This window comes from Streptomyces sp. NPDC043680 (genome assembly GCF_056436685.1).
On sequence record NZ_JBWKCE010000027.1, the window covers coordinates 1 to 21332 of the forward strand.

Below are 21332 nucleotides of genomic sequence, written 5' to 3' on the forward strand. Positions count from 1 at the left end.
GTGATCGGTGACGGTCCCCCAGGTCGCCGCCCCTCCTTACAATCGAACGAAGCTGTCACCCTCCGCGATCGCTCCCCAAGATCTGTGCCAGAACCGAGTTTCGACAGCAGTTGTTCACCGTCTCGGAAGGCAGCCGGATCGGACCTGAGGCCATGTTCATGAGAACGGGAGGCACCAGGTGGTCCGGGCTGCTTGGGGTCGTCACGCTCCGTCCATACCTCCAGTCACGGCCCTTCCGCCAAGCGTTGGAATCGTCCTCCAGCGCCGGGCGTCGTCATTAGGGACGTCCGGAGACGCGAAGTGAAAAGGCACGCGAAGGTGGCCGGCCAGCGCCCGGCCGGCCTCGGCCGCGGCACCACCAGGAGGAGGGCCGTCAGAGCGGTGGTAGACGGTCGCCAGGTGGCCTTCCCCCTCTGGAGCGTCCAGGACCGCGACCAGGAGCACGAACCAGTCGTGCACTGTATCGCCGTCCCAGAGCGCCTCCACTGCCACCACACGGCCTGGGAGAGCTGCGGCGCGGGCTGCGAGCGAGGGGAGGTCCAGCGGATCAGGCGGGGTGCGCTGCACGCGGTCGCCCAGAGTCTCGTATCGCGCATGGACCACCCGCTCGGCTTCGTGCAGGCCCACCCCCAGCGGGCGCAGCGCCTCCCAGACGGACCTGACCGCCGACAGCCGGCGGTCGCGCAGCACATCAGCATCGACCTCTCGGCAGGTCCGTTCCTCCAAGTAGGCCCACCAGCCGCTCACTGGGCCACCAGCCGGGATCTCAGGGTGCGCGTCATGGGTTCGAACGTACGTCAGGGCTCGGTGCCCGCCCGGCCACCCCCTGGTTGCGCTGTCGAATCTCGTGAACATTCCACCCCGGTCTCGTGGGCTTCCCGCCTCCCAAAACGGTGTCGAAGTGCTGTCCGATCTCGTGGACAAAGCCATCGTCCAGAAGGCGCTGACCTGCGTGGACTGGATTTGGTGAGATTCGTGGACCCGGTCACTTGAGACAGACGGCTGAGAGCGGATTCAGCAACCGATCCCTGTCGGGGTGTCCGTGTCGCTGGCCGAGCCTGCCTGGCACATCTCTCCCCAAAAAAGCAGGAGCAATACCTACGGGGTCTTGCTCCCGGCAAGGACATCGACCATCGGTACACCACCTTCACGGAGGAGTTGCTCAAAAGACTCCTGAAAGCACTCCAAGGCCCGACCGCCGGACGCGCAGTCTTCAGAACTGCCCTGTTCACCGGGGCAACTTTCTACGGTGAGGCATCGTTCAACGACGCCATGTTCTCCGGCGACGTTGGGTTCGACCACGTGACCTTCTGCGATGACGCTGTGTTCAGCAGGGCAACGTTCTCCGGCGACGCTGTGTTCAGCAGGGCAACGTTCTCCGGCGACGCCGGGTTCAGCGGCGTGAACTTCTACGGTGAGGCATCGTTCGATGGAGCGACGTTCACCGCCGCGCAAGAGTTTGGGCCCTTGGCTTGCAGGGGGCGGCTGAATCTGTCAAGGGCCGTCTTCCGTGGACCTGTGACCATCGAGGCGGCCGCATGCTCCCTTGAGTGTCAGGGGACCCGGTGGCAGTCTGCTGCTGGCATGCGCCTGCGGTATACCACCCTGGACCTCACTGACGCGCTTCCTGAGGTCTCATTGAGCATCACTTCCCGCCCTACGGAATTGGAGGGTGTGGACGAGGGGGTGCTTAAGGCGCTGCGCCCGCGCTACGCCGCTCTCCTCAAAGAGCGGGACGAAAAGAGACTCGACGAGGGAGGGAAGACGCTGGTCCGCATTAGCTCGCTCAGCGGCATCGATGCGGGCCGATTGGCCCTCAATGACGTCGATCTTTCCCCCTGCACGTTCATGGGATCCGTCCATCTCGACCAGCTCAGTCTGGGACACGTCAGATTCCAGCCGAGCCCCGGGGGCCGTTCTCACCTTCAGAGGCCCACACTGATCGAGGAGCATTACTGGCGCGCAAGCACGCCGCGGGGAGCAGCGAAGGGCTGGCTCAAAGTGGACGACGGCGAGGCCGACGCCGGGACGATTGCACAGCCCTCTGGCCTGGCTCCTTTGTACCGCCAGCTGCGCAAGGCGCTGGAGGACTCCAAGAATCAGCCGGATGCGGCGGGCTTCTACTACGGCGAGATGGAGATGCGCCGCCTCACGCACCATCGTCCCCCGGTCGAGCGGGCCCTGTTGTGGCTCTACTGGAAGGTCTCCGGTTACGGGCTGGGTGCTGTCCGCGCTCTGGTCTGGCTGCTCCTCGCCATAGGCCTGACTGTCGTGCTGCTGATGTGTGTGGGGCTGCCAGCCACACCCCGGACGAAGGACCCGGGGATGACCGCCGGGCAGCAGATCGAAATGATCAACGAGAACCCAGACCCCGGTGGCACCGCGCCCGACGAATGGCTCACGTGGCCCCGAGCGGAGAGGGCGGGAAGAACCGCCCTGAACTCCGTCCTCTTCCGCTCCGCAGGACAGGGCCTGACCGTGGCCGGGACCTATATCGAGATGACTTGCCGTCTGGTAGAGCCGGTACTGCTGGCCCTGGTCTTCTTGGCGGTCCGCGGCCGAGTAAAGCGCTGAGCGACTGGCCCGAGCGTTCAATCCCGTCAAGGCCGGGCTGGCAGGCGGTCTGCCCAGGGGCGCTGAGACAGAAGCCCGGACGACTCGGTTCGCCGAGAATCCGACTCGATTGAGTGAGACAGGACAAGCGTGATGGACGGCGCGGGGTGCCGGGCTGGGTGTCACGCTGTCGGGTGTCACGCCGGAAGAGCCCTGGAGCGGGGGTTCGGGCCCGCTCCGACATCCCAAAAGATCCAATTCGGACATTCGACGGTGTGGTCCTCGCCGTTGCCCGGCGAGCGTGACAGGTGGCCGTGACACCTCCGGTGTGACGCTGGGTGTCCTTTGACAGGCGATCTTGACCGATTGACAGGTTGTTTGACCGCTGGGCTCAAGGAGACAGCTCGCCTGTGGGCTCGGTGTCAGCGGTCCCTGCGAGCATACGGATCATGAAACGATCCGACGATCTCCTGGCTGGGCTGGACGACATCGACTGGGCAGCCCTGGAGCACGCCTACGGCAGCGCCGAGGACGTGCCCGGCCAACTTCGGACGGTGTGCGGACTGGACGAGGAGGCCCGGGAGAGCGCCTTCCGCAGCCTGTTCGGCAACATCTTCCACCAGGGCACCCGGTACTCGGCCTCTCCGTACGCCGTGCCGTTCCTCACCCGAATCGCTGTCGCGGGCCCGGTCGGCGCCCGGGCCGACGCGCTGTTGCTGCTGACCCGTCTGGCCATTGATTGGCACGACGAGTACGACCTCCCGCTCGGGATCGACACCGCCGCGTGGCGCGCCGCAGCCATCAGCCCCGAAGAGAATCTGCGCTGGTACGACGAGCAGATCGCCGCCGAGACCGACGAGGAGCGGCTGAAGAACCTGTGCGAGGGACGGGCTTACTGTGCGGCGGGGCACCCCGTCGACGCCCGCGAGGGCGCACTGCGCTCCTATGACGCGGTCCGCGCCCAGCTTCCCGTCCTGCTCGAACTGCTCGACGACCAGGACCCGGAGATCCGCACCAAGACCGCGTACCTCCTCGGCTGGTTTCCCGAGGAGGCAGACGCCACCCTGCTCCCGTTGCTGGCTTGCCTCGACGGCGAGCGGGACCCAGTCTGCGTCGCCACGGTCCTCGTCTCGGTCGGGCTGATCGCCGACCACGACCCGGACGGCCGACTCCGGCACCACCTCGACCACGAGCACCCCTTGCCGCGCTGGGCCGCCGCCACCGCCCTGGCCCGCTTGCTGGTCGCACACCCGGCCACCGCGCCCGGCCTGCCGCTGGCGGAGCGCATCGCCGCCGAGCTGGCGGCCTTCGGCGCCGGGCCGGCCCCCGAGACCGCCACCGCCCACCACGAGGGCGACCTGCACAGCTACACCGTCCGCAGCCTGCTACACCTGATGGGCGCCGCCGAGGACCCGGACGGGGTCCTCCTGGAGATCGTCCGCGCCCTGCCTCGTATCGAGGAGACCGGAGTCGTGCCCCGCCCGCTGGCGGTCCGCGCCGAGAACCTGCTGGAAGCCCTGTTCGACCCCGCGGACACCGTACCGGTGTTCGCCGATCTCTCCCCTGGGCGCCGGGAACTGCTACGCGTCCTGGCCGACCTGCTGACCACCACGGACTTCCAGTCCTGGCCGTTCGGCTCGGACCTCCACGAGCGGTTCACCCAGTACGGCCTCCCCGGTACCCGCCCCGCCCTACGCGCCTACGTCGGACTCTCCACCGAGGATGATGACCCGAGCGCTCCCCTCCCCGACCCCTGGGCACCGTTCCGCAATCATTGATCCCACCGACCCTCACCGAGCGCCGGCCGCTGGCCGAGATAGAACCCAGCAGCGGTCAAACTCACCTGGCAAACGGTCAAGATCACCTGTCAGAGGACACTGGGTGAGCGTGACATGTTCTGGGGCCACCCGGCTCACAACACCCTTCGCAATCCTGGCCACCTAGGGAAACAGGCTGCCACCACATAGGCAAACAGGGTATATAGGAAACTTTGCCGCGCCCTCACAGCCGGATGTGAGGCGAGCTGTGAGGGGTGTTGTTGTCGCTCCGGGTGACTCTCACAGCAGGCGCGGGCGGCTACACGGGCACTGCCCGCAGCTGGAGCAGCCGGCGCACTCCAGACAGAAGGCGAGCGGCCAGGGCCCGGGGCAGGAGCAGATCGGGTTGTGGTCGGGGTCGTCCTCGCCGGGGTACCGGGTCTCACCGAATGGAGGCTCCGTCCAGGCGTCGACCGTCCCGTCGGCGCGCAGTTCTTCGTAGTGGTGGCCGATGGCGCTGTGCTCCTCCCAGACGGCGACGACCTCCTGCTCCTGGCCGTGGTTCATGCCGGGCTCCCCGCAGTGAGCGTGCGGGGGAGGAACGCGGCGAGGTCGCCGACGGCCTCGGCATCGGCGGCGGCGAGCCGGGCCGCGAACGGCAGCTGGTCGACGTCGGTGCCGGGGACGAGCTGGGTGAGGGCGGCGAGCAGCGCGGCGTGGGCGAAGACCGGCGGGTGCAACAGGCCGGCGGCGGCTTCGCGGGCGGCCGGGTCGGTGTAGTGGCCCCGGTGCGCGGCAAGGGCGCGGGCGAGCCAGGCATCGATGTCCGGCTGCACATAGGACCCGGCGCGGCGGGTGAGCTCGTCGCGGGCTGCCTCGTCGCCCTCGCGGGGCTCGGTCTGCTCGAGGGTGCCCCGCTCACGGAGCGCCTGGAGCTGGTCGGCGCGGGCGGCGACCCGGGCCGCCGCCCGCTGCTCGGGGGAGAGCGGCTGCTGCTCGTTCTTCACCTTCACCACCACCCCCGGCCAGGACCTGATCCGGCTGGACATCTCGGTGGACCAGGCGCACGAGGCGGTCCTGGACGCTCTGGCCGTGCGGACCGCTGCCGCCGGGGAGCAGCGGTGAGCACGGGCCTGCGCAGCGGGCAGGTCGCCGAGGCGGCCGGGGTGAACATTCAGACCCTGCGCTACTACGAGCGGCGAGGCCTGCTGGCCGAGCCGGAACGCAGCAACGGCGGCCACCGCCTCTACGGCGAGGACGCGGTGACCGCGCTGCGGGTGATCAAGGCCGCCCAGCGGCTCGGGTTCACCCTGGAGGAGGTCGCCGAGCTCCTGGAGGCAGGCCGCCACCGGCACGGCCGCCCCGTGGCGGGACTGCAGGACCGCGCCGCGGCCAAGCTCGCCGAGGTCGACGCGAAGACCTCACCACCATCCGCACCGCCCTGGCCGCCGCCGTCGAGGCGGGCTGTGACGACCTGACCGTATGCGCTTCCAACACCTGCTGCCCCATCCCCTTCACCGACCTCGCCGAGGAGAACCGCCATGCCGGACCATGCTGCTGACCCCCGCCCCCACCGCGCCCCGAAGGCGCTCGGGGGCCTGGCCGCCCTGGCCTGCGTGGCGTGCTGCGCGCTGCCCGTCCTGATCACAGCCGGAGTCGTCGGAGCCGGAGCCGGCGCCGGGGCGGTGGTGGGCTGGCTGCCCGCCCTCGCCGCCGTCCTGGCCGTGCTCGCCGCCGGAACCTGGTGGCTCAGCCAGCGCCGCCGCTCCTGCTCCTGCTCGCCGAAGAGTGCAGGTGAGGGCGGGTGCGGCTGCAAGACGTCCGCCGACCCGCTGAAGATCAGCGGTACGGGCCGCCGGTAGGGTCAGCGGGCATGACTGTCGCTCGTTCCGTCGCCCTGTTCGTCGTCGCCGCCCTCTTTGAGATCGGCGGCGCCTGGCTGGTGTGGCAGGGCATCCGCGAGCACAAGGGATGGATCTGGATCGGCGCCGGCGTCATCGCCCTCGGCCTATATGGCGTCGTGGCCACCTGGCAGCATGACGATAATTTCGGGCGCATCCTCGCCGCGTACGGCGGGATCTTCGTGGCCGGGTCGATCGCCTGGGGCATGGTCGCCGACGGCTACCGGCCCGATCGCTACGACGTGATCGGCGCCTTGGTGTGTCTCGCAGGCATGGCCGTGATCATGTACGCACCCCGCGGGAACTGACCCCCCGGCCTTCCCGGACTGGCCAACTAGCGCTCAAGCCGTCCTCGCCCTCGCCCGCCGCCGCGTCAACGTCCTCTGGGCTCTCCTCCGCGATGGACGATGCTACGAACTCACACCACCGACAGCCCTCGCCGCTTGACAGACCACATTAGGAATCAGTGAAGACGGGCCACCGCAGCCGAGACGCCTCCTGGCACGCTGGTTATATGAAAGGTTTCCAAGATCGAGAGCTCATTGATTCGCTCGCTGCTGCGGACTCTCCCTCATGGAGCGTCAGGGCTGCTGCAGGGCGTCGGCTGGCGGCAGCACCTCGGATCGAGGCCGTTGCCGATGTCCTCCACCGCCTCTTGCTCGATGTTCAAGACACTGCAGTGACCTCGGAGGCAGCCGTGGCGCTGCTGGCACGTGGGGACCTACCCGGTCTACGTGCCGTGCTCGCCGCCCGAGCCGTCGCGACCGACCAGGGAACCGCTGACCAGCTCAGCGGGGAGCTTGACGGTGACCCGCGCTGGATGACCGGCAACGGCGTCGCTGAACTCATCCGGCAACTCCAGGAGCTGACGTCGGACGCAGATCGAGGGGTGCGCGACGAGGCCCAACGGCGACTCTCGCTCCTGCGGCAGCACGACTGACCTGCGGCGGTCCATCTTCGGTGTCACAAAACGCCGTCGGTCCACCTTCGGTGGCACACGGTCCGGGTTCGCTGGCACAGGTCACCAGCGGGAGCGGCACTGTCATTTCAGCGCCTTCAAGTTCGGCATGAACCGGCGCACCTGGAGGAAGCCGCCCGTAACCGCCCAGGTGAAGGACTCGCGATTGGGCCCTGGCGTGTTACCCCAGAGGCAGATCCCGACTCCAAACTCCTCCGCGAGCGCGTACAGGCCGTCGATCTGCTCGTCCGTGAGCCCGCCAGTCGTGTAGATGGTGCGAGCCATTCGAGTTCTCCTCGTTGTCGTTGCAAGCTCTAGCTGTGTTCGCTGTCAGGAAATGACGTTGTCCCAACTCCGATGGCGAACGTCCCAACTTCGCGGTCAGAGGTCACTCGGTGCCCCGCCGAGCCGGCCTGGAGGCCAAGTCGGGCGGCCTGCGGGTACGAGTACGTACCCCTGCCCACTGCTACTTGCCGGCAGGGGCGGCGCAGGCGAAGCAGAAGGTGACGCTGTCGTGAATGCCGTACGCCCCGTCGGGGCGCAGGTCGCAGACGCGGATAACGTGGCGGACGACGGCTTCGGTGCCGCCGCACTTGGTGCAGACCTCGGTCGCGCCGCTCGCGAACATGCCGGCGTTGTGGACGCCGACGTACTCGGCGGCGATGGCCTCCGGTGCGAAGGCCACATGGCAGAAACGGCAACGAGCGGTTTCGGGAGCCTCCCCGTCGCCGGCGACGAGCGTGTCCTGGAAGCAGCGAGTGCACTGCACGGTGCGGTCTTCGACCCCGGCGAGCTCGGGGGCGAGGCGTTCCAAGCGGGCGGCTACGAAACTCTGGATGAGGTGAAGGCCGCGGCGTACGTAGGTCATGTCGTTCTCGGCCCGGGCGCGCACTGCGGGGTCGAGAACGGGGAGCAGGGCCTCGTCCAGGAAGGCGATGAGGAAGTCCAGCACCTTGGCGGCGACGGGCTCGATGTCTTCCTGGGTGGCGTTCAGCCCGTAGTGCTGGAGCGCGTTGCGCTTCTTGTGGAGCGCGTCGAGGTTGGTGGCGGCTTCGGTGGGGATCTCGACGCCCACGATGTCGCGAAGTCGCCGTACGGCCTCGTCGGGGGCGATGCTGTTGAAGTCCCCTTGCTCGAACTTGGCCCTCGTGACCTTCCGGCGGGTGATGTCCTCGGCCACCAGAGTCCAGTGCGCTGCTTCCAGGCGTGCCTTGAGAAGGACTTCGGCTGCGGCCTGAAGGTGCAGGACCGCGTACTTCAGGGCGCGTGCACTCGGCGCCTGGCGTTCCTCATCCGGTGCCAGGAAATCCACGACGCTGACGAGGTAGTCCAGGCCGTTGTCGACGGGCGGGAACTTCAGGTCGGCGCCCGGTGTCTCCGCAGGTCGCCATATCGGCATGCGGTGGTTGTGAGGCTCGGCTCCGTCGCGAAGGCGGACCCAGAAGTCGATCTCTGCCTGATTGTCGGCAACCTTGTGACCGTCCATGGTCTGCCCACCCCTCCGCCTGTCAGTGCTTCTTGGACGAACCTTATGTAGTCACCGATCGGCCGGGACTCCCATCGGGTATCTGCTGTTGGCACCGGGTCAACTTTCGAGCAGGCCCAATTCGCTGTCGGGGCGGCACAGAGGGCACGCGATGACCGACGGCACGGTCCGCAGCACCTCCAGGACCGACTCGCGAGTGGCCGCCCGGCCCCGGCTGGTGACCTGGCAGGCTCCGGTGTGGACGCGTTCGGGGCGGCGCGTGGCACCGATGCCGTACTCGATCCACCAACGGGGTGGCTCCGGCGGCGGTCGGCGGCGAGTCCGTTCCTCGTCGGCGGCCCGGACGACGCCGATCTTCTCGTCGACGCGGGCAAGGGTGAGCTCCAGCCAGCGGCGTATGACCAGGAGCTGGTCAAGGGCTGGCGGCAGGGGCAGGAGAGGTTCCGGCATGGCGGCTACGCCGCCTCGGCTGCTTCAGGGGCTTCGGCTGGGCGGGCCTGCCGCTTCAGCTGCATGCGGCTCTTCACCAGGATGTCGGTGGGGACGCTCTTCCAGTGGGGGTGGTCGACGACGTCGATGGACAGCTGTCGGATCTCCGCCCACATCCGGTCGACCGTCTCCTTCTGCTCGTCGCCCCAGCCGGGGCTGTCGGGCACGTCCCCGCGATGGGAGTACCGCTCGCCACGCGCCCACCCCTTCATGGGTTCCACGCTCCAGGGCAGTGCGGCCAGGTAGGCGCGGTGCTCGGCATGGGCGCGGTGGAGGCGTTCCTGGAGCTGGAGAAGGTCGTGGGGGAAGGCGGTCTCGTCGTTCACCCTTGAATCGTAATTCTGTTCGAATATGGAAGGGAAGTCGGCGCTCCGGTTCGTGACCCGTTCGGCAGAGCGGGAGGCTGACAGCTCGGATGGTGCTGCCCGGGTAGGCGCCGTGCACTGGATGAGGGGGCGACTGGAGGAGGTGATGGCCGTGGCGCGTCCCGTCTGGGCCGGAAACCTGTCATTCGGGCTGGTCAGCCTGCCCGTGGGCCTCTACACGGCTACCGACAGCCACACGATTCACTTCCATCAGCTCCAGCGCGGCACCTCCGACCGCATCCGCAACCGCCGCGTCAATGAGAGAACCGGCGACGAGGTACAGCTCGACGACATCGTGAAGGGCTACGACACCGGCGACGAGTACGTCCTGGTCGAGCCGAAGGAGCTGGACGACATCGCCCCGGGCCGCTCCCGCTCGCTGGAGATCGCCGGGTCCGTCGACTTGGCGGAGGTGGACCCGATCTTCTTCGACAAGACCTACTACCTCGGCCCGCGCAGCTCCGAGTACGGGAAGGTCTACAGCCTGCTGGAGCAGGCGCTGGCCAACGCCGGCAAGGCTGGCATCGCCACATTCGTGATGCGCCAGCACGAGTATCTCGTCGCCCTCAAGGCTGAGAGCGGGCTGCTCACCCTGCACACCCTGCACTGGGCGGACGAGATCCGGGACCCTAAAGCGGAGATCGACACCCTCCCCGGGAAGGCGAAGGCGTCCGAGAAGGAACTGAAGATGGCTGAGCAGCTCATCGGCGCGATGAGCATGACCTGGGACCCCGAAGAATTCCACGACACGTTCCAGGAAAAGGTCGCCGCCCTGATCGAGGCGAAGAAGGCCGGCGAGACGGTGGAGAAGGCCGAGCGGGCGGCCGAGCCGACAGGTGTGGTCGACCTGATGGAGGCCCTGCGCGCCAGCGTCGAACGCGCAGGCAGCCCAAAGGGCGCCGGCGGCAAGGCCACCACGTCCCGCAAGGCCAGCGCGTCCTCGAAAACGGCGGCCAAGAACCCTCCGGCGAAGAAGCGGATCCGCTCCGCACCCAAAGAGGACCTGGGCGAGCTGTCGAAGGCCGACCTCTACAAGAAGGCCGCCGCCGCCAACCTCCCCGGCCGCTCGCAGATGTCCCGCAACGACCTCCTGAAGGCTCTGGCCTCGTCCCGGACATAACCGCCGTTGGAGGCCGAGATGGTGCTGCGCCCACCGGTGGAGCCGATGCTGGCGCAGGCCGTGGAGTCGGTGCCTGGCCCGGGCACGCTGGGCGAGCTCGCGTTCGAGCAGAAGTTTGACGGCTACCGGGCTCTGGCATTCACGGACAGCGGCCTGGTGCTCCAGACCCGCCAGGGCAAGTACATCCAGGACCGGTTTCCCGACCTTCGGGCCGCCGCCGAGCAGCTGCCCGACGGCCTGGTCCTCGATGGGGAGGTCGTCGCCTGGGACACCGCAGCCGGCCGCTTGTCCTTCGATGGACTGCAACGTCGTGCCGGCGCCCGCGGCCGGACCGCCGCCGAGCTCGCGACGTCCCTGCCTGCGTTCTTCATCGCCTTCGACATCCTGCAGCTGGACGGGACCGAACTGCTTCGCCAGCCCTACCGGCAGCGTCGCCTGCGGCTGGAGAACCTCTTCGCCACGCAGCAGCTCGCCGCGCCGTGGACGCTGTGTCCGATGACCACCGACCTGGTGAAGGCACAGCAGTGGCTGGAGTCCTGGACCGAGGTCTCGGGACTGGAGGGCATCGTGGTCAAGCCCACGCACCAGCCCTACCGGCCAGGATACAGAGGTTGGTACAAACTCCGGCGCCGCGATACAACCGAGGCGATCATCGGCGCCGTCACGGGCACGCTGGTCCGACCGCACCTTCTCCTGCTGGGACGCAACGACGAGGCAGGACGCCTCCACCCCGTCGGACGAACCGCGCCCCTGCGCCCCGACGCGGCGCGCCTCGTCGCCGGCAGCCTGGCCGAAGCCGGTCCGGAGCATCCCTGGACGGGCATGCGGTTTGCCGCGGCCTGGGGCAGCCGGGACTTGCTGGAGGTGACCCTCGTTCGTCCTGAGCTCGTTGCGGAGATCAGTGCCGACACGGCGGTCGACCGCGGCGGTGTCTATCGCCATCCGGTCAGGCTGCGCCGACTCCGACTGGACATGACGACCCAGGAAGCGCCCACCTTCGGGACAGGGACAGATGGGGCCGCAAAGTGAGCCGATCACAGTGAGCACCTCTGCGCGGGACAGGTGCAGGAGGTAAAGGGCACGGGCAGCGGTGGCCGAGCCAGCGCCGGCGGCATTCTGGAACCAGAACTGGGCGCCCTCCATCCGACCGGACAGGTGCAGCAGGCTCGCGAAGAGAAGTGGGGAGGGCCGGCTACTCGGCGGCGTGGCTGCGCGAATCACGCAGCTCCCACCAGAGCCGGTCCAGTTCTGTGAGCTGGACGCCCGGCTGGGGGAAGAGCCCCACCCAGCCGGAGTCCGGCGCGGCGAAACGCTCCACAGAGAACAGCTCTCCCACGCCGGGCACACCCGCGGCTCTGAATCCGTGGTCGCGGTAGAGCGCGCCCAGCATGTTCTGCGACGGCTCCCCTACGTCGCCGACCTTCTCGTAAAACTCAATGCGTACCCCGAGGATCACCATGACGCCGATCTTGGCATGTCACCGCGAGGGGTGTGGGCCATGCAAGGAAACAGCGGTGTCCGTCCGCAGATGTACTTGACGCGGTCAGGCGGAGGGACGCCGTCTGGCACCGCCGCCGCTGCCGTTCAGCGGGATCAGTGTCTCCAGGTGGGCGCCTTTGACCCACGAGCCCAGCAGGTCGCGGTGCAGAGCCACGATGTCCTGGCGCAGTGCCAGGCCCAGCGCGTCCCTCGTGACGGACCGGCGGCTCAGCCGGTCTGATCCATTGAGTAAGTTGCCTTCGGGACCTGGGCGGGTAGCTGGGGGAGTCCGGCCCGCTCGGTTCGGGCTCGGTGCAGTGCTCGCAGGCGTACGGCTTCGGCGTCACGGCGCCGCTGGACAAGTGCAGCGTCGATCGGCGTCGGCTGATCGTCGCGGGCCGCCTCGGGCTCCGGGAACGCGTGACGGCTGACCTCCCGAAGGACCCGGTTCTGCCGCTCGACGGCAGCCGCGATGGCCGGGTCCGGCTGTCGCTGGGTGTGGGCCTGCTGGTGGGCTTCGAGTGCACGGCGGTAGCCAGCCGCCGCCGTGTCGCGCCTACGTACCGGGCCCTGCGCGACCGGTGCACTCGCCGGGTCCGGCTCGGCGGCCGCGCTGGGCGCGGGCAGGGGTCCGGGTGACAGCACGCGGACCGTACGGACCGCGTTGGTGCGCGCCGAGCGGTTGGCGTCGGTGATGATTCGCGACGTCTCCAGCCGGGCCTTCATCGCCCAGACCGTGGAGTCCGGGCGCAGCGTCAGCTCCCCGCGCTCCGCGTCGTAGCCGACCGCCGCGACGTGTTCGGCGAGGTCGGGGGCGAGGGCAGCCCACCGCTCGCACAGCCCGGCGCCGGCCGTCGGGATGTCCCAGCCGCGCTCGGCCATGAGCGCGGTGAACGCCTCGCCGAGGCCCATGGGGGCGCGGCCGTCGCGCCGGACCGTCCGGGTCAGCCGCGGCTTGCTCTTCGCCGTGCGGGCGCCGGTCTTCTTGGCGGCCTCCCGCGCGGCCCGCAGGGCGACACGGGCCAGGTCCACGCCGCTGAGCTCAGCACTCTGGCTCATCACGCCACCTTCCGGCGAGCTCCTGGGAGCGGTGGGTGAGGCAGACGCTGCGGGTCGGCAGGGCCCTGCGGGTGCAGGGCTCACCGTCGCGGCTGGAGCAGGTCCCTGGAACCGACGGCGTAACGGGCGCGGCAGGCGCGGCGGCGGTCAGGGCGTCGGCCTCCTGGCGGCAGAGCTTGCACAGGCCGGTGTCGACGGCCCGCCCGGTCAGGAAGATCACGCAGCCACAGCCGCCGCACGAGGAGCGCTGCGGGCCTTCGGGCTCCCGAGGCGCTGGGACCCGCGCCGGGCGCCGGTTGGCGGCCTCCAGCTCACAGTCGAAGCAGCGCCCGGACGCGCCGGGGCGGGTACCGTGCTGGGGGCACAGGCCCTGCTGCAGGCGCTGCTCGCGCTGGCGGGCGGCGCGCTGGTCCTGGGCGATTTCGGCGCACAGCTCGCAGGCTGCGCCGGTCCGCCAGATGATGCCGGCCTCGCAGTCCTGGTAGCCGCAGCCCCAGCGGGGCAGGGCCACCCCCAGCAGCCACCGGCCCGGATCGCGGATATCGGAGAGCATCACCCTGGCCAGGCGGGCCGTCAGCCGGTGCTGGAGACGGTCGGGGGCGGTGCCCTCGCGCAGCTGACGGCCTACCTCACGGGCGATCTTCCGGGCAACGAAGCTGCTGGTGACCTGCTCCAACAGCACGTGGACCGGCTCCAGCACAGCGTAGATCTCCGGGCTGATGGCCAGCTGCGGTCCGGTGTACGACGACCGGGACGACCCCCCGCCCTTGCTGCTGCGCTTTTCGCTGCTCGGCTTCGAGGAGGGCTGGCTGATCTCACCCGCGCGCAGCGCGACACCACCCCCGCTGGTCGAACGTGTCGCCGCGTCAGCCGGTTTTTCCACAGCCCCAGCGCCCTCAACTACCGGTACCTCGCCTACGGCGGGTGAGATCAGTGCACGCTCGTCATCAGGTGAGTCAGTCTTAGGTGATTCCTTATACGCGAGGGATCCCTCACCAACCGGGGAACCCGATCCCTCACCAACTTGGGAACTGGCCGACCCCTCAGACCCACTGTCCACAACCGCCTCAGCGGCCTCCCGAGCAGCGCCGCAACCGTCGGCCGGGACGCCCGGCCGGGCCTCCGGAGCGAGGTCGTGCGCGATGTACAGGTTCCGGCCCCGCTGCCCCGCACGCCGCTGCACCGTCATCCAGCGCGCCGCCTCCACCTCGTCCACGACCGCCGCCGCCGCCACCACCGACAGCGCCTCGCCGGCCTTCTTGCCCGAGTGGTGCCAAAGACACGAGGCGAGCTCCGCCTCGGTCAACGCGATCCCCCGCGCCTGCGCGTACGCGACCAGCGCGTACACCCGAAGCTGCCGGGGCGTGAGGTCCTCCGCGGCCGCCACCGGCAGCCACACGAACGCCTCCTCACCAGACATCGTCCGCACGGTGCGCACCGCCGACTGCCCCGTCCCGCCCGGCAGCGTCCGGCGCTTCGAACGCAGCTCCACTACACCGTCCGAGCCGGGACGGCGTAGCTGCGTCATGCCCCGTTCCACCGACGCCGCCGACAGCCCCAGGTACGAGGCGATCGTCTCTGTCTTTGCCTGGCAGCCCTCCGGCCGCGACGCCAGCGCCTTCACCTTCACGTACACCGACAGCGCCACATCCTGATAGGCCGGCGACCACACCAGACGCATCGGCACACGAACCCGCTGCCGCCGTACTTCCGCCGCGCCCGGCACGGGCTGCAGCGCGCTCCGCTGGCTGGGAATCCTGACCGGGGCCTTGCCGATCACGGCGGCCGGCGCCGCCAGGGAACTCATCGGCCCACCGATCCGGCAGGAGCGGGGAGGACCGCCAGGGGCCAAGCCGTCTGTGTCGTCATCGGGCCGGTGTACACGCCAAAGCGGACACCCCCGTTCGGAGCAGCCAGGAACCGCGTCTCGTCTTCCACCCGCAGACCCTGCACCGGGCAGCCTGTGGACAGAGCCCGGCGAGCCCGGATCACCCCCAGCCCTCCCGCACGGCGGGCAACAATCTCGGAAACCGTCCCGCCACACGGGACAACGCCCCTGCGGACACTGCCGCCAACGGAGTTGTTGATGATCTCCGTGAGCGGGTGCATGAGCGAGGCAGCCGACATCGCGACCACGCCCTTCGAGGCCGCTCCGAAACCACTGCTCTTGTAGCTTCCTACCGGAAATCCAACTTCCGGTAGGAACCAGGCAAAGACGGACGAACCGTACGCCGATCCCGTCACACGGGACGACCGCCGAACCTGAACCGGGGTGAAACGGACAAGGCCAGGCTGACAAGGGGACACCACGTCGTGCACTATGAGAAACGACCTGCTCTCCATATAGCTGGACGACCGCGCCCCTCGGGGCATGGACGGCCGGAAGTGTGGATGTGACGGGTAAGCCCCCCTTCGTGAGAAGCGGGGCAGACACCGATCAGGCGGGGGGAGATTTCTCCTCCCTCTTGGTTCTTGCTGAACCGCGAAGCCCCTGTGGTGGGGGCCTGTGGTGACGCGGCTGGTTCTGCTGTGGCTGTGGTGGCCGTGGTGAGTGGCCGGTGGTGCAGTGGCCCTGGTTAGGGGCCTGGGAAAACGAGCGGCTCGGTGAGCCGCAGCTCAGAGCCGGCGGGAACCGGGAACTGAGCAGCCGACGCGGGTGGTAAATCCGCAGTCGGAAGACGGGCCGCGCGACGGCCGGCGGGTGGTTAGTCCGCTACTGGCGCGCGCGGCCGATGGCCGCTAGGTCATCCCGATCCCCCTTCGGAGGTCGGCGTCGGCATGCCCTCATCCAGCTGAGCGGCTTCGGGAAAACGCTCCGCGAGCCCCTTGAGCAGATGGAGGTAGACCTCGCGGTGCGGGCGCCGAGGGTGGGCCTCGCCCGACTCCCAGCGCGCGACCGCCACACGCTTCACGCCTACAACGTCCGCGACATCCTTCTGCGTGAGGCCGGCGGCAAGACGGAGCTGGGCGCGCACTCGAGGCGGCGGCAGGACGTCATCCAGGCCGTCCAGCAGGGCGTCGACCTGCCTCAAGCGGTCCGGGTCGGGCATGGCGCAGCCTCTCATGATCGACAGATCCCTGAAAGATACACCACCAGGACCCTGAGAGGGAGGCATAATCGCCGGCCGTCCCCGCACCCAGTACGGTTCCTCCCCATGGCCCGACTCGCCCTCTTCGACCTGGACGGCACGCTCGTTGACCGGCAGACCGCCCTCAGCGACGCCGTAACCGCGCTCTGCCGCAATCACCACTTCGACGACCCCATCGAGCAGTGCCTGCGTACTGAACTGGCCGACCGCGCAAACCCCAACGACTTCGTCCGCCTGCGAGATGCCTTCGACCTGGCAGTGACCGCCGCGCAGTTGTGGCAGGAGTACGTGGCCCTGATGGTGTCCGCTGTTACCTGTCGCCCAGCCGTCCTCGAGGGCCTGGCGCAACTTCGCGCAGCCGCCTGGACCATCGGCATCGTCACCAACGGAGCCAGCGACATCCAGCGCGCCAAGCTTGCCGCGACCGGACTCGCCGACCTGGTCGACGGCGTTGCGGTCTCCGGCGATCTGGAGATCCGCAAGCCAGACCGGAAGCTCTTTGAGGTCGCCGCCTCCCGCTGCGGACACGACCTCGCCAACGGCGGCTGGATGACCGGCGATAACCCGGCCGGCGATGTCGGCGGCGGCCATCAGGCCGGCCTGCGCACCATCTGGCTGCGCGGTCGTCCCTGGCCGACAGACCTTCCCAACGCGCACCACGTCGTCGACGACGTCACCGAGGCCATCACCATCCTGCTCAACGAGACCTCGGAGTAGCACCATGGACCAACCGACCGTCGGCATCCTCCACCCCGGCAGCATGGGCGCCGCCGTCGCCGCCTCCGCCGCGACCAACGCGGCCGCGGTCCTGTGGTGCCAGGCGGGACGCAGCCCCGCGTCAGCGGCGCGCGCCGCCCAGTTCGGCCTGACGCGCGTGTACACCCTGGCCGAACTTCTGGACCGCAGCGACATTGTCATCAGCCTCTGCCCGCCAGCCGCCGCCGAGGACCTCGCCCGCGATGTCGCCCGGCACGGCTTTGTCGGGGTGTACGTGGAGGCGAACGCCATCAACCCCGAGCGGGCGCAGCGCATCACCGCGCTACTCGAACCGGATGCGACCGTCGTGGACGGCGCGGTCGTCGGCTCCCCACCGGTCGGCGGCAAGACACCGACCCTGTACCTGTCCGGCCCGAACACGGCGACCGAGCGGATCGAGGAACTCTTCGCGGGCACCGCCGTCCGGACCGCAGTGCTGGGCACGGAGGTCGGGAAGGCGTCCGCGCTGAAGCTGGCGTACACGAGCTTCCAGAAGACGTCGCGGGTCCTGGTGGCACTCGCGGTCGGGATGGCGCGCGAGTACGGCGTGGACAAGGAGCTCCTCGAGGTCGCCTCGAAGCGCACCGACTCGTACCTCTCCGAACCGCAGTACATCGCCAAGACCGCAGCCCGCGCCTGGCGCTGGGGCCCCGAGCTGCAGGAAGCCGCCGACGCGCTCGCAGCCGCCGGCCTTCCGCCGGAGATGCTGCGGGCGGCCGCATCCACGCTGGCACGGTGGCACGACGTCCAGGACAACAGCGAGCTCACGCTCACCGACGCCTTGGCCCGACTTGCCCAGCCGTAGCCCGCGCTCATGCCGTCGTTACCCCGCCTGCAGCAACTGGTCGATGAGCCGCGCCGCCTCCTGCGGCGACGCCATCGTGGTGTCCACCGTCAGGTCCCAGACCGTCTCCGGGTGCGCGGCCAGATCCTCGCGGGTCGCATCCCACGCCGTCAGACGAGCCGTGGTGTCGCTGTCTCCTCGGCCGACTGATCGCTCTACCGTCGCGTCGCGAGAGCACCACAGCAGCACCACGGACCAGCTCGCCGGATAGCCGTCTACCAGCGCCCGAATGCCGTCGACCTGCCCCAGGTGCACCACCGGAACGCCAGCCGCGAACGCGTCGTCCAGACCGGGCGCGTCGATGACGTAGGTGTTGCCGTACCGGCTGTTCGCGTAGACGACGGCACCCTCAGCCTCCAGCTCTCGGAGCTGCTCGGGTGTACCCATCCGGTACCCAACGGACTTGCCCGTGCCGACTTTGAGCCGCGCGAACTGCGCGTACGCTGGACTCAGCTCGGTGAGCGCGGTGGTGACGGTGTCCTTGCCCGCTGCTGGCGGACCGTAGAGGACGACTCCCCTCTTCGCGGTCATGCGTACATCGCCCCCATCGCCTGGCGCGCCTGATCCGCAAGCGTCACTGCAGTGCCCAACCGGTTGTCGACAACCAGATGCGGAACCGCCGGCCGCAGGTCCAGGTCGATCGTCGCCATGTACTCGTCCCAGCGGGCGAGCTTCCAGGCGTCCCGAGCCGCCGAGCGGAAGGTGATGTATTCCCGCATCGACTCCTCATCACAGCGCACCCACACAGGGAAGACGTCGACCCCCATGGACGCGGCCCGGTTGGACAGGCGCTGCATCCACTCCGGGTCCGTCATCTCCGAGATGAACGGCGCGCTCAGCACCGTGCTGATCCCGCACTTGATGTTGGCCATGGCCGACTGCATGAGGCAGTCGTACTCCACAGCCCGGACACGCTCCCGGTAGAGCTGCGTATGCCGGTCGTTCGGGTCGCCCCCCAAGGCCACCAGGAGGCGCTCCACCAGCGGCCGAGTGAGGGGGTCCTTGTCGAGCAGCGGCCAACCGGTGAGCTGGACGAAGAACCGCGCCAGCTCGGTCTTGCCGCTGCCGGCATAACCGCCAACCAGGATCAGGACGGGTCGGTGGGGGTCACCGCCGGTGTGCCGACGCTTCCAGGCGTCGATGATGCGCTGCTGGAGTGCGAAGTGGCCAGCGTCCTCGCTGCCGGGCGAGATGCGGTGGATGGCACGTTCGACGGCCAGGACGTGCGCGCCGTTGAGGCGATCGTCCATCGGAGTGAGCTTGAAGGACGTCTCCTCACCGGGCAGCGGGGTCCTGAAGCCGAGGTCGGGCTCGGTAGCCCGGTAGAGGAGGCAATAGGCGCGCCGGTAGTGCGGGCCCGGGTAAACCTCGCCCTGCTCGTGCTGCCACAGCGTCTGCGGATTCGCGGCGGGAATCCCCTTCAGCTTGGCTCGTTCCGCTACTTCACGGAGCCTCTCGCCAGCCTTCTCCAGGGTCAGGCCGTGTGCCTCGCGCTGCTCACGCAGCCGGTCCGGCCGCCACCCCGCTCGCTGCTTCCCCACCCTCTGCCCCTCCGTCATCTTCATGCCTGCGAGCCTAGAGCGCGGGCTCGAAATCCCATGTGTACGCGGATGTTGAAAACCCGTGAACGCGCTCATGTACGTGCTTCGACAGCGCGCTGTGATGTCCTCGCCGAAGCGCGCGCGGTGTGATTGCTCCAGCAGCGCAGCCGGATGGTGGGATGAGGAGGTGCCCAGTGCGCAGTCGACTTGCTTCGCCTGGCGTGGCGCGATCAGGCCTTCCGCTCTCGCTCAAGTTCTGCGAGTCGGGTGGCCATCGCGTCAAGCTTGGCCTCAAGCCTTTCGACTGTGGCAGCAAGCTCGGCCGTGGAAGGTTGCGCTGCGACAGGCATCGGCCGGGCACGAACGAAGACGCCCTTCCCTGCCTGTCCATACAGAAGGCCCTCGGCAGTCAGCTCTGTGACGGCGCGCCGGACCACGGTGCTGGAGACGTCGTACTGCGATCCCAGCTTGGCTGTCGAGGGAATCGGATCTCCGACCGCAAGACGGCCATCGGCAATCTGCTGGCGAAGGTCCTCCATGACGCGCTGGTACTCCGGCTGACCGTTCCCCACCACTGCTCCTTCCTCATATGGCCGCTTGCTTGAGCTGCTCATAGTGCAGCACATGGGCTCGGTGAGCAGTGGGTGCAGGGTCTGGGTCGTCATTGGGAACACCTCCTTGACAACCTTATACACATAGTGCACATTGTACGTAAAGCTCGTGGTCCTCCGGGAACACCGAGTCAGCACCACCGCAGTTTCTGCAGCTCGACTCTTCGGAGTTGGGCAAGTGGTCGGAGGCGGTAGCACGAACAAACCCCCCGGCCGGCAGGACTGTTTGCACGACCTCAGCGCTGATGCGCTGTCTGTCTGCCAGGACTCGGGCGTTGGCTTGTGGGCCTGGTGGGCGGAGAGAGCATCCGCCCCGCGAACACCCCCTCTCCCTGCCGAGGAGTCGCCATGCCTGAGCTCACCATGCCCAAAGCCGCTAAGCGCAAGGGCCGCACCCGTACATCCCGCGTCAGCCCCCTCGACGCGATCGCCCTCTCGACCCTGTCGCCCGGACACATCGACATGCGGACCGTGGAGTCCACGCAGACTCGCCGCATCTCGGTGGTGTGCCCGGACTGCGGCACCTGGGTGGCCGTGACCCCCCACCGCGGCACCTACCTGCTTAAGCTCGTCCCGCACCACACCGGCAAGGCCGGCGTCGCCGACGCCATCCGCTGCAGCTCCAGCAACCGCCTAGTCGACGTCGACATCAGCGGGGACACCTGGCGCCGCCAGTACAACGACTGGGCGCGCGAGGAGCGGCTCGCCGTCGACGTCACCCGTCACCGCCGGGCCACCGTCCAGACCCTCAAGGTCGCCCGGCCGCAGCAGCGGCCCGCCGACCGGCGAGTCCAGTGGGAGCGTACGGTGCCCGCCGCCCGCCGGGCCGACGTTGCCCGTTCGGTGCCCGCCGACGCGATCCCCACCACGCGCGGTCGGGCCGTCGACGGACCCGCTGGCGCCCCGCTTGCCATGACCCCCCAGACCGCGGGGAACCGCCGCTCCGTCCGCGCCCTGGCCACCGGCACCCTTCGCGCCCTGGCCGACGCCCACCAGGACCGCTCCGCGAGCGACGTCCTCGACGAGCACCTCACCCGCGCCGCCTACACCCACCTGGCCACGGTCTGGCGCCGCCCCCTGACCCCGGCGGACCAGCCTCTGCACACCGCGCTGTTGGCTGCGGTGAGGGCCGCGCTGCCCGTGCCGGCCCCGGGCGAGACCGTCGCCACGTACACCGCCCGATGCCACAGGTCCGCACTCGCTGCCTGACCTGCACACCGCGACGAACGACCACGGCCTCGGCCGCCCGGCACGACGGGGCGGCCGAGGCCGTGGCTGCTCGTACGGCAGTCATGAAACGACGAACCCCCGGGCTTAGGCCCCC

The 21332-nt window shown here is 69.0% G+C and carries 24 protein-coding genes; 11 read left to right on the plus strand and 13 right to left on the minus strand.

Annotated elements, in window-relative coordinates; genetic code table 11:
* The first annotated feature begins 1158 nt into the window (after nucleotides 1–1158).
* Nucleotides 1159–2574 carry a pentapeptide repeat-containing protein gene (locus AC0666_RS31885; RefSeq protein WP_478708895.1) on the plus strand — a complete coding sequence of 472 codons (1416 nt, stop codon included), beginning with the start codon at nucleotides 1159–1161 and terminating at the stop codon, nucleotides 2572–2574.
* Between the two features lie 428 nt (nucleotides 2575–3002).
* Nucleotides 3003–4331 carry a hypothetical protein gene (locus AC0666_RS31890; protein ID WP_478708896.1) on the plus strand — a complete coding sequence of 443 codons (1329 nt, stop codon included), beginning with the start codon at nucleotides 3003–3005 and terminating at the stop codon, nucleotides 4329–4331.
* A gap of 279 nt (nucleotides 4332–4610) precedes the next feature.
* Here AC0666_RS31890 and AC0666_RS31895 read toward each other — a convergent pair whose 3' ends face one another.
* A complete protein-coding gene (locus AC0666_RS31895; protein ID WP_478708897.1) occupies nucleotides 4611–4877 on the minus strand; it encodes a hypothetical protein in 267 nt (88 codons plus the stop codon).
* Nucleotides 4874–5359 (minus strand): hypothetical protein, encoded by a 486-nt coding sequence (locus AC0666_RS31900; RefSeq protein ID WP_478708898.1) that lies wholly within the window; start codon nucleotides 5357–5359, stop codon nucleotides 4874–4876. The genes AC0666_RS31895 and AC0666_RS31900 overlap by 4 nt, the downstream gene beginning before the upstream one ends.
* 72 nt (nucleotides 5360–5431) lie before the next feature.
* Here AC0666_RS31900 and AC0666_RS31905 point away from each other — a divergent pair, with 72 nt between their 5' ends.
* The 4 genes from AC0666_RS31905 to AC0666_RS31920 all read left to right on the plus strand — a co-directional run bounded on the left by AC0666_RS31905 (nucleotide 5432) and on the right by AC0666_RS31920 (nucleotide 7151).
* On the plus strand, nucleotides 5432–5788 hold the full coding sequence (locus AC0666_RS31905) for a MerR family transcriptional regulator (RefSeq protein WP_478708899.1): 357 nt from the start codon (nucleotides 5432–5434) through the stop codon (nucleotides 5786–5788).
* A gap of 63 nt (nucleotides 5789–5851) precedes the next feature.
* Nucleotides 5852–6172, plus strand: a complete 321-nt coding sequence (locus tag AC0666_RS31910; protein WP_478708900.1) for a hypothetical protein — start codon at nucleotides 5852–5854, stop codon at nucleotides 6170–6172.
* Between the two features lie 11 nt (nucleotides 6173–6183).
* Nucleotides 6184–6519 carry a YnfA family protein gene (locus AC0666_RS31915; protein WP_390555640.1) on the plus strand — a complete coding sequence of 112 codons (336 nt, stop codon included), beginning with the start codon at nucleotides 6184–6186 and terminating at the stop codon, nucleotides 6517–6519.
* 389 nt (nucleotides 6520–6908) lie between these two features.
* On the plus strand, nucleotides 6909–7151 hold the full coding sequence (locus AC0666_RS31920; RefSeq protein WP_478708901.1) for a hypothetical protein: 243 nt from the start codon (nucleotides 6909–6911) through the stop codon (nucleotides 7149–7151).
* Nucleotides 7152–7253: 102 nt separating this feature from the next.
* Here AC0666_RS31920 and AC0666_RS31925 read toward each other — a convergent pair whose 3' ends face one another.
* The 4 genes from AC0666_RS31925 to AC0666_RS31940 form a co-directional block, all read right to left on the minus strand.
* Nucleotides 7254–7454, minus strand: coding sequence for a hypothetical protein (locus AC0666_RS31925; protein WP_361716493.1), 201 nt, complete (start codon nucleotides 7452–7454; stop codon nucleotides 7254–7256).
* A gap of 181 nt (nucleotides 7455–7635) precedes the next feature.
* A complete protein-coding gene (locus AC0666_RS31930; protein WP_478708902.1) occupies nucleotides 7636–8655 on the minus strand; it encodes a hypothetical protein in 1020 nt (339 codons plus the stop codon).
* Nucleotides 8656–8754: 99 nt separating this feature from the next.
* Nucleotides 8755–9105, minus strand: a complete 351-nt coding sequence (locus AC0666_RS31935; protein WP_478708903.1) for a DUF6233 domain-containing protein — start codon at nucleotides 9103–9105, stop codon at nucleotides 8755–8757.
* Nucleotides 9106–9110: 5 nt separating this feature from the next.
* A complete protein-coding gene (locus AC0666_RS31940; protein WP_478708904.1) occupies nucleotides 9111–9470 on the minus strand; it encodes a hypothetical protein in 360 nt (119 codons plus the stop codon).
* A gap of 151 nt (nucleotides 9471–9621) precedes the next feature.
* Between AC0666_RS31940 and ku the strand changes: the two genes are divergently transcribed.
* Together ku and AC0666_RS31950 are read left to right on the plus strand one after the other, a co-directional pair.
* Nucleotides 9622–10629, plus strand: coding sequence for a non-homologous end joining protein Ku (gene ku / locus AC0666_RS31945; RefSeq protein ID WP_478708905.1), 1008 nt, complete (start codon nucleotides 9622–9624; stop codon nucleotides 10627–10629).
* Nucleotides 10630–10647: 18 nt separating this feature from the next.
* Nucleotides 10648–11658 (plus strand): ATP-dependent DNA ligase, encoded by a 1011-nt coding sequence (locus AC0666_RS31950; RefSeq protein WP_478708906.1) that lies wholly within the window; start codon nucleotides 10648–10650, stop codon nucleotides 11656–11658.
* Nucleotides 11659–11821: 163 nt separating this feature from the next.
* On the opposite strand, the gene AC0666_RS31955 is transcribed toward AC0666_RS31950, so the two are convergent.
* From AC0666_RS31955 to AC0666_RS31970, 4 genes are all read right to left on the minus strand, one after another.
* Nucleotides 11822–12088, minus strand: coding sequence for a hypothetical protein (locus AC0666_RS31955; RefSeq protein WP_478708907.1), 267 nt, complete (start codon nucleotides 12086–12088; stop codon nucleotides 11822–11824).
* Between the two features lie 248 nt (nucleotides 12089–12336).
* Complete coding sequence (locus tag AC0666_RS31960; RefSeq protein ID WP_478708908.1) at nucleotides 12337–13167, minus strand: DciA family protein; 831 nt, start codon at nucleotides 13165–13167, stop codon at nucleotides 12337–12339.
* Nucleotides 13151–14974 carry a hypothetical protein gene (locus AC0666_RS31965; protein WP_478708909.1) on the minus strand — a complete coding sequence of 608 codons (1824 nt, stop codon included), beginning with the start codon at nucleotides 14972–14974 and terminating at the stop codon, nucleotides 13151–13153. Before AC0666_RS31965 ends, AC0666_RS31960 begins: the two co-directional genes overlap by 17 nt.
* A 937-nt stretch (nucleotides 14975–15911) precedes the next feature.
* Nucleotides 15912–16217: a helix-turn-helix transcriptional regulator gene (locus tag AC0666_RS31970; protein ID WP_468587077.1), complete on the minus strand. Its 306-nt coding sequence runs from the start codon at nucleotides 16215–16217 to the stop codon at nucleotides 15912–15914.
* Between the two features lie 105 nt (nucleotides 16218–16322).
* Between AC0666_RS31970 and AC0666_RS31975 the strand changes: the two genes are divergently transcribed.
* The gene (locus AC0666_RS31975; protein WP_478708910.1) at nucleotides 16323–16973 is read left to right on the plus strand and encodes an HAD family hydrolase; all 651 of its coding nucleotides are present in this window, start codon (nucleotides 16323–16325) and stop codon (nucleotides 16971–16973) included.
* 4 nt (nucleotides 16974–16977) lie between these two features.
* A complete protein-coding gene (locus tag AC0666_RS31980; protein WP_478708911.1) occupies nucleotides 16978–17817 on the plus strand; it encodes an NAD(P)-dependent oxidoreductase in 840 nt (279 codons plus the stop codon).
* 18 nt (nucleotides 17818–17835) lie between these two features.
* On the opposite strand, the gene AC0666_RS31985 is transcribed toward AC0666_RS31980, so the two are convergent.
* The 3 genes from AC0666_RS31985 to AC0666_RS31995 form a co-directional block, all read right to left on the minus strand.
* Complete coding sequence (locus AC0666_RS31985; RefSeq protein ID WP_478708912.1) at nucleotides 17836–18387, minus strand: phosphotransferase-like protein; 552 nt, start codon at nucleotides 18385–18387, stop codon at nucleotides 17836–17838.
* Nucleotides 18384–19421, minus strand: a complete 1038-nt coding sequence (locus AC0666_RS31990) for an AAA family ATPase (RefSeq protein ID WP_468587085.1) — start codon at nucleotides 19419–19421, stop codon at nucleotides 18384–18386. Before AC0666_RS31990 ends, AC0666_RS31985 begins: the two co-directional genes overlap by 4 nt.
* Nucleotides 19422–19627: 206 nt before the next feature.
* A complete protein-coding gene (locus tag AC0666_RS31995) occupies nucleotides 19628–20062 on the minus strand; it encodes a GntR family transcriptional regulator (RefSeq protein ID WP_468587087.1) in 435 nt (144 codons plus the stop codon).
* A gap of 294 nt (nucleotides 20063–20356) precedes the next feature.
* On the opposite strand from AC0666_RS31995, the gene AC0666_RS32000 reads away from it, so the two are divergent.
* Nucleotides 20357–21217: a hypothetical protein gene (locus tag AC0666_RS32000; RefSeq protein ID WP_478708913.1), complete on the plus strand. Its 861-nt coding sequence runs from the start codon at nucleotides 20357–20359 to the stop codon at nucleotides 21215–21217.
* Nucleotides 21218–21332: the final 115 nt, after the last annotated feature.

Bases quoted from the DNA above. Each gene is read 5' to 3' on its own strand.
- AC0666_RS31890 (WP_478708896.1), top strand. From the start codon at position 3,003: ATGAAACGATCCGACGATCTCCTGGCTGGGCTGGACGACATCGACTGG.
- AC0666_RS31895 (WP_478708897.1), bottom strand. From the start codon at position 4,877: ATGAACCACGGCCAGGAGCAGGAGGTCGTCGCCGTCTGGGAGGAGCAC.
- AC0666_RS31900 (WP_478708898.1), bottom strand. From the start codon at position 5,359: ATGTCCAGCCGGATCAGGTCCTGGCCGGGGGTGGTGGTGAAGGTGAAG.
- AC0666_RS31910 (WP_478708900.1), top strand. From the start codon at position 5,852: ATGCCGGACCATGCTGCTGACCCCCGCCCCCACCGCGCCCCGAAGGCG.
- AC0666_RS31915 (WP_390555640.1), top strand. From the start codon at position 6,184: ATGACTGTCGCTCGTTCCGTCGCCCTGTTCGTCGTCGCCGCCCTCTTT.
- AC0666_RS31925 (WP_361716493.1), bottom strand. From the start codon at position 7,454: ATGGCTCGCACCATCTACACGACTGGCGGGCTCACGGACGAGCAGATC.
- AC0666_RS31930 (WP_478708902.1), bottom strand. From the start codon at position 8,655: ATGGACGGTCACAAGGTTGCCGACAATCAGGCAGAGATCGACTTCTGG.
- AC0666_RS31935 (WP_478708903.1), bottom strand. From the start codon at position 9,105: ATGCCGGAACCTCTCCTGCCCCTGCCGCCAGCCCTTGACCAGCTCCTG.
- AC0666_RS31950 (WP_478708906.1), top strand. From the start codon at position 10,648: ATGGTGCTGCGCCCACCGGTGGAGCCGATGCTGGCGCAGGCCGTGGAG.
- AC0666_RS31955 (WP_478708907.1), bottom strand. From the start codon at position 12,088: ATGGTGATCCTCGGGGTACGCATTGAGTTTTACGAGAAGGTCGGCGAC.
- AC0666_RS31960 (WP_478708908.1), bottom strand. From the start codon at position 13,167: ATGAGCCAGAGTGCTGAGCTCAGCGGCGTGGACCTGGCCCGTGTCGCC.
- AC0666_RS31965 (WP_478708909.1), bottom strand. From the start codon at position 14,974: ATGAGTTCCCTGGCGGCGCCGGCCGCCGTGATCGGCAAGGCCCCGGTC.
- AC0666_RS31970 (WP_468587077.1), bottom strand. From the start codon at position 16,217: ATGCCCGACCCGGACCGCTTGAGGCAGGTCGACGCCCTGCTGGACGGC.
- AC0666_RS31975 (WP_478708910.1), top strand. From the start codon at position 16,323: ATGGCCCGACTCGCCCTCTTCGACCTGGACGGCACGCTCGTTGACCGG.
- AC0666_RS31980 (WP_478708911.1), top strand. From the start codon at position 16,978: ATGGACCAACCGACCGTCGGCATCCTCCACCCCGGCAGCATGGGCGCC.
- AC0666_RS31985 (WP_478708912.1), bottom strand. From the start codon at position 18,387: ATGACCGCGAAGAGGGGAGTCGTCCTCTACGGTCCGCCAGCAGCGGGC.
- AC0666_RS31990 (WP_468587085.1), bottom strand. From the start codon at position 19,421: ATGAAGATGACGGAGGGGCAGAGGGTGGGGAAGCAGCGAGCGGGGTGG.
- AC0666_RS31995 (WP_468587087.1), bottom strand. From the start codon at position 20,062: ATGACGACCCAGACCCTGCACCCACTGCTCACCGAGCCCATGTGCTGC.
- AC0666_RS32000 (WP_478708913.1), top strand. From the start codon at position 20,357: ATGCCTGAGCTCACCATGCCCAAAGCCGCTAAGCGCAAGGGCCGCACC.